Annotated in this window: 12 protein-coding genes; 6 read left to right on the top strand and 6 right to left on the bottom strand. The window is 72.3% G+C overall.

The window, feature by feature from the left end; genetic code table 11:
• Window positions 1–141: 141 nt before the first annotated feature.
• Together IE136_RS22895 and IE136_RS22890 are read left to right on the top strand one after the other, a co-directional pair.
• Complete coding sequence (locus IE136_RS22895) at window positions 142–1,932, top strand: CocE/NonD family hydrolase (protein ID WP_229819053.1); 1,791 nt, start codon at window positions 142–144, stop codon at window positions 1,930–1,932.
• A gap of 189 nt (window positions 1,933–2,121) precedes the next feature.
• Window positions 2,122–2,841, top strand: a complete 720-nt coding sequence (locus IE136_RS22890) for a GNAT family N-acetyltransferase (RefSeq protein WP_189601264.1) — start codon at window positions 2,122–2,124, stop codon at window positions 2,839–2,841.
• A 188-nt stretch (window positions 2,842–3,029) separates the two neighbouring features.
• Here the strand turns inward: IE136_RS22890 and IE136_RS22885 are convergent, their stop codons facing one another.
• The 3 genes from IE136_RS22885 to IE136_RS22875 form a co-directional block, all read right to left on the bottom strand.
• Window positions 3,030–3,557, bottom strand: a complete 528-nt coding sequence (locus IE136_RS22885; RefSeq protein WP_198422522.1) for an SMI1/KNR4 family protein — start codon at window positions 3,555–3,557, stop codon at window positions 3,030–3,032.
• A gap of 523 nt (window positions 3,558–4,080) precedes the next feature.
• A complete protein-coding gene (locus IE136_RS22880; protein WP_158992083.1) occupies window positions 4,081–5,178 on the bottom strand; it encodes an adenosine deaminase in 1,098 nt (365 codons plus the stop codon).
• A 67-nt stretch (window positions 5,179–5,245) separates the two neighbouring features.
• On the bottom strand, window positions 5,246–5,995 hold the full coding sequence (locus IE136_RS22875; protein ID WP_189601263.1) for a GntR family transcriptional regulator: 750 nt from the start codon (window positions 5,993–5,995) through the stop codon (window positions 5,246–5,248).
• Between the two features lie 181 nt (window positions 5,996–6,176).
• On the opposite strand from IE136_RS22875, the gene IE136_RS22870 reads away from it, so the two are divergent.
• Window positions 6,177–7,610: an MFS transporter gene (locus IE136_RS22870; protein WP_158992085.1), complete on the top strand. Its 1,434-nt coding sequence runs from the start codon at window positions 6,177–6,179 to the stop codon at window positions 7,608–7,610.
• Window positions 7,611–8,236: 626 nt separating this feature from the next.
• Here the strand turns inward: IE136_RS22870 and IE136_RS22865 are convergent.
• Window positions 8,237–8,569, bottom strand: a complete 333-nt coding sequence (locus IE136_RS22865) for a DUF6204 family protein (RefSeq protein WP_158992087.1) — start codon at window positions 8,567–8,569, stop codon at window positions 8,237–8,239.
• Between the two features lie 60 nt (window positions 8,570–8,629).
• Here IE136_RS22865 and IE136_RS22860 point away from each other — a divergent pair, with 60 nt between their 5' ends.
• Complete coding sequence (locus IE136_RS22860) at window positions 8,630–9,535, top strand: arginase family protein (protein ID WP_158992089.1); 906 nt, start codon at window positions 8,630–8,632, stop codon at window positions 9,533–9,535.
• 542 nt (window positions 9,536–10,077) lie between these two features.
• Here IE136_RS22860 and IE136_RS22855 read toward each other — a convergent pair.
• Together IE136_RS22855 and IE136_RS22850 are read right to left on the bottom strand one after the other, a co-directional pair.
• On the bottom strand, window positions 10,078–10,425 hold the full coding sequence (locus tag IE136_RS22855) for a VOC family protein (RefSeq protein ID WP_158992091.1): 348 nt from the start codon (window positions 10,423–10,425) through the stop codon (window positions 10,078–10,080).
• A 42-nt stretch (window positions 10,426–10,467) separates the two neighbouring features.
• Complete coding sequence (locus tag IE136_RS22850; protein WP_189601262.1) at window positions 10,468–11,304, bottom strand: methyltransferase domain-containing protein; 837 nt, start codon at window positions 11,302–11,304, stop codon at window positions 10,468–10,470.
• A gap of 212 nt (window positions 11,305–11,516) precedes the next feature.
• Between IE136_RS22850 and IE136_RS22845 the strand changes: the two genes are divergently transcribed.
• Together IE136_RS22845 and IE136_RS22840 are read left to right on the top strand one after the other, a co-directional pair.
• Window positions 11,517–13,367: a transketolase gene (locus tag IE136_RS22845; RefSeq protein ID WP_189601261.1), complete on the top strand. Its 1,851-nt coding sequence runs from the start codon at window positions 11,517–11,519 to the stop codon at window positions 13,365–13,367.
• 84 nt (window positions 13,368–13,451) lie between these two features.
• Window positions 13,452–13,874, top strand: a complete 423-nt coding sequence (locus IE136_RS22840; RefSeq protein ID WP_189601260.1) for a hypothetical protein — start codon at window positions 13,452–13,454, stop codon at window positions 13,872–13,874.
• The last annotated feature ends 91 nt before the right edge of the window (window positions 13,875–13,965 follow it).

Below are 13,965 nucleotides of genomic sequence, written 5' to 3'. Positions count from 1 at the left end.
ATGCAACAGCTGCACCGGCCGGCCTTCACTGAATCTCCGTCAGCAAGCGCTGCCCCGCGTGTTGACGCGGTTATGACACGTGTCACACCATGGGCGCGGCTCGGTACTTACCAGTCGGTAATCCTCAGTGTGGAGGCCCCCGTGTCCGTGTCCGCGTCCCGCGCCCTGCTCCGATCCCGCAAGGCCCGCGCCCTGGCGGCCGGCACGGCGGTCGCCCTGCCCCTCACGTTCGCCGCACCGGCGACCGCCACCGAGGCCGGTTCGTACACCGTCACCCCGCTGAGCTTCACCGTCCAGGCGGGCGGCCGGACCTGCACCGTCGACGCGGACCTCTACCGGCCCGCCGGGGTGGACGCCGCTCACCCGGCGCCCGCCGTCCTCGCCACCAACGGCTTCGGCGGCGGCAAGAAGGACGGGTCCACCGACGCCATCGGCAAGGCCTTCGCCGCCCGGGGGTACGTCGGACTCGTCTACTCCGGCCTCGGCTTCGGCGCGTCCGGCTGCCTGATCTCCCTTGACGATCCACGCATCGACGGACAGGCCGCCACGCGGCTCGTCGACTTCCTGGCCGGCACGCATGCCGCCGACGACGGCACCCGCGCCGACTTCGTGCTCAAGGACGGGGCGACCGACCCGCGCGTCGGCATGATCGGCGGCTCCTACGGCGGGGCCATCCAGCTCGCCACCGCCTCCGTCGATCCCCGGCTGGACGCGCTCGTCCCGCTCATCACCTGGAACGACCTCGCCTACTCCCTCGCCCCCAACGGCGCCGACCGCGCCACCCCCGGCGTCTTCAAGTGGCAGTGGGCCAACGGCTTCTACCTGATCGGTGAGGGCCAGCCGCTCCTCGCTCCCTCCCTCGACCCCACCCGCATCAACTCGCTGAGCTGCCTGCACTTCGTCACCGACGCCTGCGACACGGTCCGGCTGCTCAACTCCGGCCGCTACCCGGAGGCCGGCACGAAGAAGATGCTCGACTTCGCCCGGAGCGTCTCTCCGGTCTCGTACCTCGACCGGGTCAAGGCACCGACGCTGATCGTCCAGGGCCAGTCCGACAGTCTCTTCAACCTCAACGAGGCGCGGGACACCTACGAGAGGCTCCAGGCGCGGGGCGTCGACACGAAGATGATCTGGCAGTCCTGGGGGCACAGCGGCGGCGTCAGCGACCCGGCGGCCGGTGAACTGAACCTGGGGGAGGGGAACCTGGAGACGAGTTACGTCGGGCAGCGCGTCCTCGCCTGGTTCGACCGGTACCTCCGGGACGACCGGTCCGCCGACACCGGAGCAGAGTTCGCCTACTACCGCGCCTGGCGGAGCGGGTACGGCACGGCCGACCGTGTCCCCGCCTTCAGTCAGAAGCTCTACCTCTCCGGCGACGGCAAGCTCGTCGACAACCGTGCCAAGGTCGCCCGGGGTTTTCGCTCGTACAGCAACTGGCTGGTGCCCACCAGCCATTCGGAGTCCTCGCTCGCCGGGATGATCGGACTGCCCGACCCGCAGCCCTACGACACCCACGGCACCTACCTCGGCTGGACCAGCGCCCCGCTCACCGCGCCCGCCGACGTCGTCGGCTCCCCGAAGGCCACGCTGAGGGTCGTCTCCCCGAAGACCGAACGCGTCCAGGACTCCGGCGACGCCGCCGACAAGCTGGTGCTCTTCGCCAAGGTGTACGACATCGCGCCGGACGGCAGGAAGACCCTGGTCAACCGGCTCGTCGCCCCGGTGCGGGTGCCGGACGCGACCCGGCCCTTCACGGTGGAACTCCCCGGGATCGTGCACCGGTACGAGACGGGCCACCGGCTGGAGTTCGTGATCGCCGCGAGCGACACTGCGTACGCCGGCAACCGGGGCGTCAAGCCGGTGACCGTCGTGAGCGCCCCCGAGGACACGGGCACGCTGGAGCTGCCGGTCGTCCGGGGTCGGGTGGGGTAGGCGGGCGGGTCGGTCGGGCGACCAGGAGGGGGGTTAGGCCAGGGGTGTGGATTCACGCGACCGTCCGCCGTTCTTTACCTGTCCTTTTCCCATTTCGCGGCCGGTGGGACGGAGACTGTGCCTCCGCCTCTCGCACCGTGAATCGCCGGTGCGTGGCACATCCCCCCTCCTAGAAAGACCGAAGGCCCCGTGCCGCTTCCCGTTGTGCTCACCGGCCGCACCGTGCGGCTCGAGCCTCTCGCTCCGCACCACGCCGCCGCGATCGCCGCCGCAGGTGCCCAGGACCGTACGACGTACGCGTTCACCCCCGTCCCGCACAGCCCGGAGACGGCACAGGTCTACATCGAACGCGCCCTCGCCGAACAGAGCGCGGGCCGGGCGCTCCCCTTCGCCGTCGTAAGCACGGCCGACGGGCGGGTCGTCGGCGCGACCCGGTTCCTTCAGCTCGACTACTGGCAGGGGCCGCTGGTCTGGCCCGCCGTGCCGGGTGTGCCCCACGGCGACCCCGCCACGGCGGTGCCGGACGCGGCGGAGATCGGCAACACCTGGCTCGCGCCGGGCGCCCAGGGCACCGGCATCAACACCGAGGCGAAGCTGCTGATGCTCCGGCACGCCTTCGAGGTGTGGGGCGTGCGGCGGGTCTCGATGCGGGCCGACGCCCGGAATCTGCGCTCGCGGGCCGCGATCGAGCGCCTGGGTGCCGCCTGCGACGGCGTGCACCGGGCCCATTCACGAGGTCTCGACGGAGCCGTGCGGAGCACCGCCTTCTACTCGATCCTCGACGAGGAGTGGCCGGCCGTGCGAGCCGTCATCGAGGCCAGGCTCGACCGGTCGCCCCGGTCGGACCGGTCGCCCCGGTCGTCCCGGCTCGACGCGGCGGCGTCGCGCGGCCCGCTCGTACCGGCATAGCAGAGAGCCCGACGACCGCAGGCCCCCGCCCCGGCGGGGGTCCGCGGCCGTCGAGGGGCCGGGTGGCGTTTCACAGGCTGCGGGCGGTGCACGGCCGCCGACCGGGCCCTGCTCGGCTTCCCCCGCAGACCTCCGTGAACAGCCGAGGCCATGCTCTTCGGCAAGGCAGACCTTGTGTCGTGAGCAGCTCAGTCGGACGTCTGATCCGCGTCCATGCTTGCGAAGTCCTCGGCGGCGGTGAGGCCTTCGAGGAAGGACCGGAAGTCCCGGGCGAGTGTCAGTTCAGTTCGGAGTTCGGCGTCGAACCAGGTCACGGAGGGTTCTCCGTGTCGGCCGCAGGCCCGGTAGTCGAGCCCGATCCAGCACGGCGCGCTGGCTGAAACGAGTACCACCGCGGTGGGCAGTCCCCACTCCTCGACGAGGTACGGGGTGTCGAGGATGGAGAGAGTGTCCTCGCGGTGGCCGATGCCCATCACGAAGTCGAACGGAACGTGGTCGGCACTCCAGGAGGTCGGTTGAGCCGTGGGGAAGGCATCCCGGCTGTCTGCGACCACCCCTCCGTTCTGGTGACGCAGGAGGTCGAGCAGGGAACTGGGGAGCGTGACGTTCAGCAGTCGCTGGGCGTCCACGATCGCCTGGCCGGTCAGGGCCGGCTGGGCCGCGTGCTCGCTACTGGTGTCCCACAGGGAGCGGCAGAGATCCTCGAAGCGTGCCATGGCCGGCATCGTAGGCGACACGCCGCGTCGTCGGCCTCATCGGCGGCAAGCACCGCCGCCGCGGGCGCCGCAGGTGGCGCGCTCCTCTGGTGGCGCCGCCGTCGGACGAACACCGAGAGCTGACCGGCACGGCATCCGTAGAGCAACACCAGGGGGCCCTTACCGACTTCGGAGAGGGCCCCTCTCGCCCGTCGGGGCCGACCCGTGTGGTGACCCGAGGAGACCGCTGCCTCGCCGCCCTCACCCTCCTCCGGCTCGAGACGGCTGAGCCGCCCGAGAACGGGCTCGGGCGGCCGGGCCACGCCACCGCTTGAGCTCGTCGACGCGCCCGTTCGACCCTCCGCGGCCTGGGTCGTGTCCGTGAAGTTTCGCCTGGGACGCGACGCCTGGCCCGACGCTCGCCGCGTTGTCGGGATCACCCGAGTACGCCCCGTACGAGGGCGACCCTCCGCCTTGCGATCCCAACGCACCGGACGCCGCGGGCCTGCCCTGCGGGCAGACGGCGCTACTTTCCGGACACGGCCTAGCGGGCCGCGAGCGCCGCGTAGCCCGGGCGGACGACCTCGTCGATCAGCCGCTGACGCTCCGGCAGCGGCAGGAAGGCGGCGTCGAGCGCGGCGACCGTGAACTCCTCGAAGACCTCGGGGCCGTAACCGAAGGCGTCCACCATGTGCTGGAACTCCTCGCTCATGGTGGTGCCGGAGACCAGTCGGTTGTCCGTGTTGAGGGTGATGCGGAAGCCGAGCCGGCGCAGCTCGTCGATCGGGTGCGAGGCGTAGTCCTTGGCCGCGCCCGTCTGCAGGTTGGAGGTCGGGCAGACCTCCAGGGCGATGCGGTTGTCGCGGACGTACGAGGCGAGCCGGCCCAGCGTGCCGTCCTCGGCGATGTCGTCCGTGATCCGCACGCCGTGACCGATCCGCTCGGTGCCGCAGACCTGGACGGCCTCGTGGATCGACTCCGCGCCGACGGCCTCGCCGGCGTGGATGGTGAAGTGGCAGTTGTGCTGCTTGAGGTGCTGGAAGGCGGCCAGATGGCGGGCCGGCGGGTTGCCTATCTCGCCGCCGGCGATGTCGAAGCCCGCCACGCCCTGGTCCCGGTGCGCGACGGTGAGCCGCGCGATCTCCAGGGAACGGTCGGTGTGGCGCATACCGGTGAGCAGGGTACGGACGGTGATCCGGCCGCCGGCGCGGCGCTCGCCCTCGCGGAAGCCGTCGTTCACCGCCTCGACGACCTCGTCGAGGGTCAGCCCGCCCTCCAGGTGCTGTTCGGGGGCGTAGCGGATCTCGGCGTAGACGACCCCGTCCGCCGCCAGGTCCTCGGCACACTCGGCCGCGATCCGGTGCAGCGCCTCGCGGGTCTGCATCACCGCGCAGGTGTGGGCGAAGGTCTCCAGGTACCGCTCCAGCGACCCGGAGTCGGCGGCGTCCCGGAACCAGACCGCGAGCTCGGCGGGGTCCTCGGTCGGCAGGGCGGTGTAGCCGCACGCGCGCGCCAGCTCGACGATCGTCGCGGGGCGCAGCCCGCCGTCGAGGTGGTCGTGGAGAACGGCCTTCGGGGCCCGGCGGATCCAGTCGGCGACGGTGGGCGCGGCAGAGGCGGCGGGGTTGTCAGACAAGTGCATGGCGCGGAAGTGTACGCCACGGTGGGCCACCGCCGCTGTGACGGCGGCGACAGGGTGCCCGGGCCGATCAGTTGGACTGAAGCACCGGAAGGGCCGGCGCGCCCGTCGGCAGCATGTGCTTGGCCGCCAGGACCGGGGTGTCCCCGACCCGCACGACCTGGGTGACCAGGACAGCCGGGGTGTCGGCCGGGCGGCCGAGCTGCTCGCCGCGACGCTGGCCGACCAGGGTCGCGGTCACACTGCTGTGCGCCCCCAGAGGCACCCCGCGCGAGGCGCCGGCGAGCACCGCCAGCATGGAGGTGCGCTCCGCGGCCTCCACCGTGCGCAGTGCCCGGGCGAAGTCGGGGTGCACCCGCTCCAGTACGTCGTCCGCTGCCGCCCACTCCTGGCTCAGCGCCGCCGCCGTACCCTCCCCGGCCAGCAGGGACTCCCAGAACCGCAGCTCCGCCCTGGCCGGCGCGAGCAGGTGCTGGGTGGTGAAGTCGGTGGGTTCCTCGACCGCCCGGAGCAGGGCCCGGACGCGCAGCGGCGTGCCGGTCCCGATCAGCTCCTCCAGGGGCTGGATGTGCTCGAAACCGCGCCGGGGCGGGTGGTCGTTGACGGTCCGGCCGACCCCGCGTCGCACCGAGAGCAGTCCGTCCTCCTGGAGGAGCAGCAGGGCCTCGCGCAGGGCGGGGCGGCTCACGCCCAGCTCGCCGGCGAGCTTCGGCTCGGAGGGGAGGGTCGAGCCGGGGGGATAGGTGCCGTCGTGGATGGCGTCCGCGATCCGCTCGTAGAGCACCACGACCGGTCGGCGCTGCTGACCGCTGACTGCCACTGTCCCTCCTCCGCCTCACTTGTCGGCAGGTCAAAGCGTATCCGGATTCACAAGGGCCGGGGTCTTGACGTTTTACGCGCGTAGAGTCCAGCCTGTCTGGGCGCTACTTGTCTGACAAGCCCAGGCGGCTGGGGTGAGTGGCGTGCCCAACGAACATGACATCCAAGGCAAAGGGGCCGATATGTCAGCCAAATCCGACCTCACGGGCCGCGGGCCCATGCTCCTGGCGATGGTCCTCGCCGTCCTCGGCTACCAGATCAATGCCACGATGCTCAGCCCCGCACTGCCGGATGTCATCGAACGCCTGGGCACGACCACGGCCGCCGCCGGTCTCTCGCAGACGCTGTTCTTCCTGATGGCGGCCATCGGCCAGGTGACGCTCGCCCGCCTCAGCGACCAGCGCGGCCGCAAGCCGATGATGATCGTCTGCGCCGTCGTGCTGATCGCCGGAAACCTGCTCTGCGTCTTCGCGCCGAACATCGAGGTCTTCATCGCCGGCCGCGTTCTCCAGGGCATCTCGGCCGCGATGTTCACCCTCGCCTTCCTCACCCTCAACCAGCTGCTGACCCCGGCCGCCTTCGGCAAGGCCGCGGGCATCATCACCGCCGTCAACGGCGGCCTCGCGGGGATCGACGCCATCGCCGGAGGTCAGATCGCCGACACCATCGGCTTCCGCGGCATCTTCGTCTGCTCCACCCTGATCGCGGTCGCGGGTCTGCTCGGCGTACGGAAGTACGTCCCCGACGTCCCGGCCACCGCCACCGACGGCCGCTTCGACTCCCGGGGCATCGGGGCCCTCGCGCTCGGCCTCACCGGGGTCCTCGTCGGCCTCGCCCAGGGCGCCGCCTGGGGCTGGACCTCCGTCCTCACCCTCGGCTTCCTCCTCGGCGGCCTCGCCTCGCTCGTCTTCTTCGTCGTCTCGCAGAAGAGTGCAGCCAACCCGGTCATCGACATCGACGTCCTGGCCTCGCGCCGCGCCTGGCCTCTGCTCCTGACCACGATCTGCACCCTGGGCGGCGCCTTCGGCGCCATCGCACTCACGATCCCGCTCTTCTCGCAGGACGCGCGCGTCGGCCTCGGCCTCTCCGCCGTCACCGCGGCCGTCCTCTTCCTCACCCCGATCCAGCTCATCGGCGTCGTCTCCGCGCCGTTGACAGGACGCCTGGGCCCGAAGGTCGGCTGGCGCACGGTCGTCGTCACCGGCGCGGTCGCCAACTTCGCGATCTTCCTCTTCGCGACCTTCTTCCTGCACAGCGAGTGGATCCTGGTCGCCTCGCTGGCCGCGCTCGGTGTCACGTACGGCGGTTTCATGCTCACCGGCCTCAACGGCCTCGCCGTCACCACCGCGCCGAAGGACAAGCCGGGCTCGCTCTCCGGGCTCAACGGAGCCTGCTTCGGCATCGGCGCCTCACTCGGCATCGCCCTGGCCTCCGCGATGATCACGGCTGGCAGCGACGCGGGCGGCGTGACCGAGGCCGGCTACCAGCACGCCATGTACGTGGCGCTCGCCCTGCTCGGCATCGGTGTCGTCACCGCCCTGCTCATCCAGCGCCCGGAGCCGGCCGATGCCGACGCGTCCGAGGACGAGCCTCAGCTGGTGATCGCCCACCACTGACCGGACCGGCGAGACCCCTGCCGACCGGCCACCGACCGGGCCCGTCGGGTGACGCCCGCACCCTCACCCGTACGGCCCTTCCACCGCCCCCGTGGGACAGGATCCCTCCATCCCGGTCCCACGGGGGCGGTCGCGTACGGCGGCCGCGCGCGACGGAGGAGAGCGCCGGCCATGAGTTCCCAGGAGCCGACGAACGCGGGCGCGGTCACGTCCCGGGCCGCCCGAGCCGTCACCCCCGGCCGGATCGCCGTCGCGGCCGCCCGGCGGTGCGCGTGAGACGGGCGGCGATCCTCGGCGCCGGCGCCGTACTCACCCTCGCGGCCGTGGCCGGACCTCGGGCGAGGCCACGGCCGCGGTGGACGCCCCGCCGATGCCCCGCTTCCCGGGCAGAGGGCCGTGGCGCGTCTTCACGGCGCTCGACCACCGCACGCGGATGGACGTCCATGACGGGAGCGGTAGCAACCGGCCTGTGCTGCGGCCCCGAGCCGGCGGGTGTGCACGCAGCATCCGCCGGAGGGCGTGTCGCTCGACGGCCGTACGGCCGCGACGGTCGGTGTGGTGAAGCAGGGAGAGGTGCCCGGCTCGCGTCCGGTCCGCCCGGTGCCGAACCGCGCGCAAGCCTCAGCTCAGCGCTTGTAGTTGATCTTCATCGTGTCCATGTCCGTCACGGTGGACCTCAGTTCGCCGTGACCGTGGCCGAGTGCGGCGAGCGCCGTCTCCGCCCGGTCCTCGGCGATCGCCGCCGCCATCTCCTCTCCCTCCGCCGCGTCCGAGAGGACGACCAGACGGTACGAGAAGTGCTTCAGGGTCCGGTCGTAGGCCAGCGAGCCCTCCGCCGTGAACCGCATCGCCGCCATCCCGTGATCGTCGACCTCGGCGAGCAGCCGCGCCCGGCTCTCCTCCGACAGGTCTTCGAACGCGCCGCGCACGATCACCCGGTAGGTGTGCTGGGTACTCATCTCTCTCCGTACTCCCGTCAACCGTTGAAGATCCAGACTACGGCGGCGAGGATGACGCGCATGCGGAATATCGTGACCGTCGACGCCCCCTCCAATCTCGGGCTGCGCCCACCCGCCCCGGGCACCGTCCCCGGCTGCTACAAGCTCGCCGGCGCCCTGCGCGAGAACCGGATCGTCCAGCGGCTCGGCGCGCGGGACGGTGGCGTCGTCGTCCCGCCCCGCTACGACAGGGGCGACTGGCAGGAGGGCGACGGTGTCTTCAACGCGGCGGCCCTCGCGACCTACACCCGTGCCCTCGCCGACCGGATCGAGCGTCACGTACGGGCCGGGGACTTCCCCCTCGTCCTCGGCGGCGACTGCTCCATCCAGCTCGGCGCCTCCCTCGCCCTGCGCCGCATCGGCCGCTACGGCCTCGCCGCCGTCGACGCCTCGCCGGACTTCCGTCACCCCGGCAACTCCGACCGCGTCGGGGCCGCCGGGGGCGAGGAACTCGCCCTGGCCACCGGCCGAGGCCAGGACGACCTCACCGACCTGGAGGGACGACGCCCCTACCTGCGGGACGAGGACGTCCGCCTCCTCGGCATCCGCGACGCCTTCCACGACGACCCCGAACTCGTCGAGCTGCGCGCCCTGAAGGTCCCCACCGTCACCGTCTCCGAACTGCGCGCGGGAGGACCGGCCGAGATCGCCGCCGCCACCGTCGCCGGCCTCGGAACCCCCGCTCTCGACGGCTTCTGGGTCCACCTCGACGCCGACGTCCTCGACCCGTCCGTCATGCCCGCCGTCGACAGCCCCGACCCCGACGGGCTGCTGCCCGACGAACTGACCGAACTGTTGCGTCCGTTGGTGCGATCGGAGCGCTGCGCCGGGCTCAACATCACCATCTACGACCCAGATCTCGACCCGGAAGGCACCGCCGGGGCCCTGCTCACGGACCTCGTCGTGGCGGCCTTCGCCGCCGCCTGACACACGAGAACCCCCTGACCGTCACCGGCCCTGGCCAGTACGGCGTCCGGCGTGTTCCACGGTCGACATGAAGACCGCACGACGTGCCGTACCGACCCTGTCGGCGGCCGCGTCGGGCCCGGACAACCCGCTGCCCGCCCTGCGGACGCGCGACACGGCGACACGCGCGGTCGACGCACGGGGTCGACACGCGCGACCGGTGGGCCATGTCGCACGTCATGCCGCACGCCATGGCCCGGCAGCTGGGGTACGGGCTTCTGCGCACCGCGCTGCCGACTCCCGTCCGGGACGGCTCCGGGCGCGAGCGCGTCCGTAGCCGTCCCGGACGCGGAAGTGATCGAGAACGAGCGGCTGCGGGCGACCGTGCCGCCCGGACCCGGCCGCCCCGCGCGGCGCGGACACGCGGCGCGTTGCGGTTGCTCGAAGCCAGGCTCCTCTTCGCCGAGGGCGGGGAGAGCGAGGTGTGGTCCGCCCTGACCGGCCAACCGCCGCCGCAAGCCGACGAGTTCAGCGTGCGTCCGGGGCCTGGGGAGATCGGGCGCTCAGGAGCGGAGGTCGACGTACTCGAAGACGGAGCCGTCCGGGTGGACCGCGATCAGATTGCGGCCCACCGGAGTCGGCACCGGACCGGCCACGATCTTGGCGCCCGCCTCGGTCAGCGCCGCGAACGCCACGTCCACGTCCTGGACGGAGATGGTCGCGGCGACCTTGCGCAGGATCTCCAGCTCCGCCTCCGGCCCACTCATCAGCAGGAAGCAGCCGACGGCGGCGACCGCCACCCCACCCCGCTCGAAACGCTGGGCGCGGCTGCCGGTGAGCCGCTCGTAGAAGTCCACCGCCGAATCGAGATCGTCGACGCAGACACGCAGTGTGGTCCCGAGAATCTCCATACGGGCGAGCCTAGTTGAAGAGGTGCCCGCAGGTCCGGGGCGTCAGGAGACCCGGCACAGGATCTCGCCGTGCGGAACCATGTACCAGGCGTCCTCGTGCCGGCCCCACTCCCGCCACGCCCCGGCGATCTCGGCCAGCTTCTCCGGCCCGGCGTGACCGCCGTCCACGGCCAGCCGCGCGTACACGGACTCCGTCGTGCGGTCCGCCCACAGCCCGCTCCACCACGCCCGCTCCTCGGCGGTGGCGAAGCACCAGGTCGCGGCGGTCGTGGTGATGTCCGTGAAGCCGGCTCGCCGGGCCCAGGAGAGCAGCCGCCGCCCGGCGTCCGGCTCGCCGCCGTTCGCCCGCGCGACCCGGTGGTACAGCTCCTGCCAGGCGGTCAGGGCCTGCGACTCCGGGTACCAGGTGAAGCCTCCGTAGTCGCTGTCGCGGGCGGCGACCACGCCACCGGGACGGCACACGCGCCTCATTTCGCTCAGCGCCCGCACCGGATCGCCCACGTGCTGCAGCACCTGGTGCGCGTGGACGACGTCGAAGGAGTCGTCCGGGAAGTCCAGGGCGTGGACGTCGGCGACCGCGAACTCCACGTTCTCCAGCCCTCGTTCGGCGGCCACCGCGCGCGCCTTGTCGAGGACGTCCCGCACCGCGTCCACCGCGGTCACCCGGCCGGGTGCGACCAGCGCGGCCAGATCGGCGGTGATGGTGCCCGGTCCGCAGCCCACGTCGAGGACGTCCAGGCCCGGTCGCAGTTCCGGGATCAAGTAAGCCGCGGAGTTGGCGGCGGTGCGCCAGCTGTGCGAGCGCAGCACCGACTCGTGGTGCCCGTGGGTGTAGACGGCGGTCTCCTGGGGCGTGGACGACTCGGAGGCATGGGTCATGACCGGACTCCCTCTGTGGGTGGGTACGCGCCACGGTACGCGTCCGGGCCGCATGGTGAGACCGAAATCTCACCATGCGGCCCAGCAGCTCGCGGTCGGCGCGCATTCCGGGCATACGGCCCGAAGCCCCGGGTACCCGCCGAGAGACCTGCACCGGATGTCACCGGAGGGACCCGCCCGGCCCTCGCGACGGCTCGTGGAGGAAGACCCTGATGCGCTACGAAACGATGTCCTCGCTCGCCCAGCAGCTCCGCGTCGACGCCGTACGCGCCGCGGACGCGGCCGGCTCCGGCCACCCCACCTCCTCCATGTCGGCCGCCGAGATCGGAGCGGTCCTGCTCGCCCGTCATCTGCGCTACGACTTCGACCGCCCCGACCATCCGGGCAACGATCACTTCGTCCTCTCCAAGGGCCACGCCTCACCCCTGCTGTACGCCATGTACCGGGCGGCGGGAGTCGTCGGCGACGGCGAGCTGCTCACCTTCCGCCGCCGCGGGAGCCTCCTCGAAGGCCACCCCACGCCCCGGCTGCCCTGGGTCGACGTCGCCACCGGCTCCCTGGGTCAGGGACTGCCCGTCGGCGTCGGCATGGCGCTGGCGGGGAAGTACCTCGACCGCGTCCCCTACCAGGTGTGGGTCCTGTGCGGGGACAGCGAGATGGCCGAGGGGTCCGTCTGGGAGGCCGTCGAACACGCCGCGTACTGCCGCCTGGACAATCTCACCCTCATCGTCGACGTCAACCGGCTCGGCCAGCGCGGCCCCACCCGCCACCAGCACGACCTGGGCGCCTACGCGGCCCGCCTGGAGGCCTTCGGCTGGCACACCGTCCAGATCGACGGCCACGACGTCGAGGCCGTCGACGCGGCGCTGCGCGAAGCCCGCGCGACCGTCCGGCGCCCCACCGCCGTCCTCGCCGCCACCCGCAAGGGCCGGGGAGTGGCGGCCGTCGAGAACCGGGAGGGCATGCACGGGAAGCCCCTGCCCGACGCCACGGCGGCCGTGGCCGAGCTGGGCGGCTACAGCGACCTGCGGGTCCAGGTGACCGACCCGCCCGCGGCCATGCCCCCGCGGCTCGTCAGGGGCGGCGCGCCCACGCTCCCGCGCTACGACAAGGGCGACGAGGTCGCCACCCGGGACGCCTACGGGCGCGCGCTCGCCGCCCTCGGGGACGTGCGCGGCGACGTCGTCGGGCTCGACGGCGAGGTCGGCGACTCCACCCGTACCGAGTACTTCGCGAAGGCGCACCCCGACCGCTACTTCGAGTCCTGGATCGCCGAACAGCAACTCGTCGGCGCGGCCGTCGGACTCCAGGCCCGCGGCTACGTCCCGTACGCCTCGACGTTCGCGGCCTTCCTGACCCGCGCGTACGACTTCGTCCGCATGGCGGCCGTCAGCCGGGCGGGGATCAACCTCGTCGGCTCGCACGCCGGCGTCTCCATCGGCCAGGACGGACCCAGCCAGATGGGGCTGGAGGATCTGGCGATGATGCGGGCCGTGCACGGCAGCACCGTGCTCTACCCCTGCGACGCCAACCAGACCGCGAAGCTGGTGGCGGCCATGGCCGACCTGGACGGCGTCCGCTACCTGCGCACGACACGCGGCAAGACCCCGGTGGTGTACGGGCCCGAGGAGGAGTTCCCCGTCGGCGGCAGCAAGGTGCTCCGAAGCCACGGCGAGGACGACCGGGCGGCCGTCGTCGCGGCCGGGGCGACCGTCCCCGAAGCACTGCGCGCCGCCGACCGGCTGGCCGAGGCGGGCATCCCGGTGCGGGTGATCGACCTCTACTCGGTCAAGCCGGTGGACCGCGCCACGCTCGACCAGGCCGCCGGGACGACCGGCTGCGTCCTGACGGTCGAGGACCACCGCCCCGAGGGGGGCCTCGGCGACGCGGTCGCGGAGGCGTACGCCGACGGCCACGGCAACACGCCCCGCCTGGCCCGGCTCGCCGTGCGCTCGATGCCGGCCTCGGCGACACCGGAGGAGCAGCTCCACGAGGCGGGCATCGACGCGGACGCGATCGTCTCGGCCGTCGAGCTGCTGGTCGAGCGCGTCCTGGTCCGCTGATCTTCGGGCAGGAACTCCGTCCGGCGCCGCCCGGCGCGTTCCTCCTCATGGACGCACCGCGAGGGACGCTACCGGAAGCCGCTGGTGGGCGAGTTCACCGCACGGCGGATGTGGCTGCTCGCCCAGCGCATCGGGCGGATCACCACCGGACGCCTGCGGGCCAGGGAGAAGACCGGCCCGCCATCGGGTCTGGTGACCGGGTTCGCCAGGCCCGTCCCCACCCTCGTCATCGGTGAGCTGCTCCCGAGTGCCGTACGAGGACCGGGAGAGCCCGGGACGCTGTGCCCGGCCGTACCGGCCGAAGAGGTGGCCCTGCGCCCAGAGACCGCGGGCATCAACGGGGTGAAGAACCTCCGGTCGCCTGGGACGTGTGACAGCGACCGGTGGCGGTCGAGGCGCGCGCTCGCCCGCGCCACCGCCGATACCGTACGGCACCGGTACACACCCCCCCCACTCCCACCACCGTCCTCCCGAACCGAGATCCCGGTAGCTCAAGAGAACCTCTGATTCCTATGGAGGTTTCCCAGCAGGGGTCAACAGGCCGTCCATGAACGGGAATTGTGGCTGCCGCCCATAGATGTGACATGTCACAGACAAG

The sequence above is a fragment of the Streptomyces lateritius genome, from assembly GCF_014649715.1.
GTDB classification, from domain to species: domain Bacteria; phylum Actinomycetota; class Actinomycetes; order Streptomycetales; family Streptomycetaceae; genus Streptomyces; species Streptomyces lateritius.
Note: the sequence above shows the minus strand (reverse complement) of the source record. Positions and strands in the feature narration are given on the sequence as shown.

Excerpts from the sequence above, each read along its gene's own strand:
- IE136_RS22870 (WP_158992085.1), top strand. The coding sequence starts at position 6,177 with ATGTCAGCCAAATCCGACCTCACGGGCCGCGGGCCCATGCTCCTGGCG.
- IE136_RS22845 (WP_189601261.1), top strand. The coding sequence starts at position 11,517 with ATGCGCTACGAAACGATGTCCTCGCTCGCCCAGCAGCTCCGCGTCGAC.
- IE136_RS22850 (WP_189601262.1), bottom strand. The coding sequence starts at position 11,304 with ATGACCCATGCCTCCGAGTCGTCCACGCCCCAGGAGACCGCCGTCTAC.
- IE136_RS22860 (WP_158992089.1), top strand. The coding sequence starts at position 8,630 with ATGCGGAATATCGTGACCGTCGACGCCCCCTCCAATCTCGGGCTGCGC.
- IE136_RS22885 (WP_198422522.1), bottom strand. The coding sequence starts at position 3,557 with ATGGCACGCTTCGAGGATCTCTGCCGCTCCCTGTGGGACACCAGTAGC.
- IE136_RS22855 (WP_158992091.1), bottom strand. The coding sequence starts at position 10,425 with ATGGAGATTCTCGGGACCACACTGCGTGTCTGCGTCGACGATCTCGAT.
- IE136_RS22880 (WP_158992083.1), bottom strand. The coding sequence starts at position 5,178 with ATGCACTTGTCTGACAACCCCGCCGCCTCTGCCGCGCCCACCGTCGCC.
- IE136_RS22865 (WP_158992087.1), bottom strand. The coding sequence starts at position 8,569 with ATGAGTACCCAGCACACCTACCGGGTGATCGTGCGCGGCGCGTTCGAA.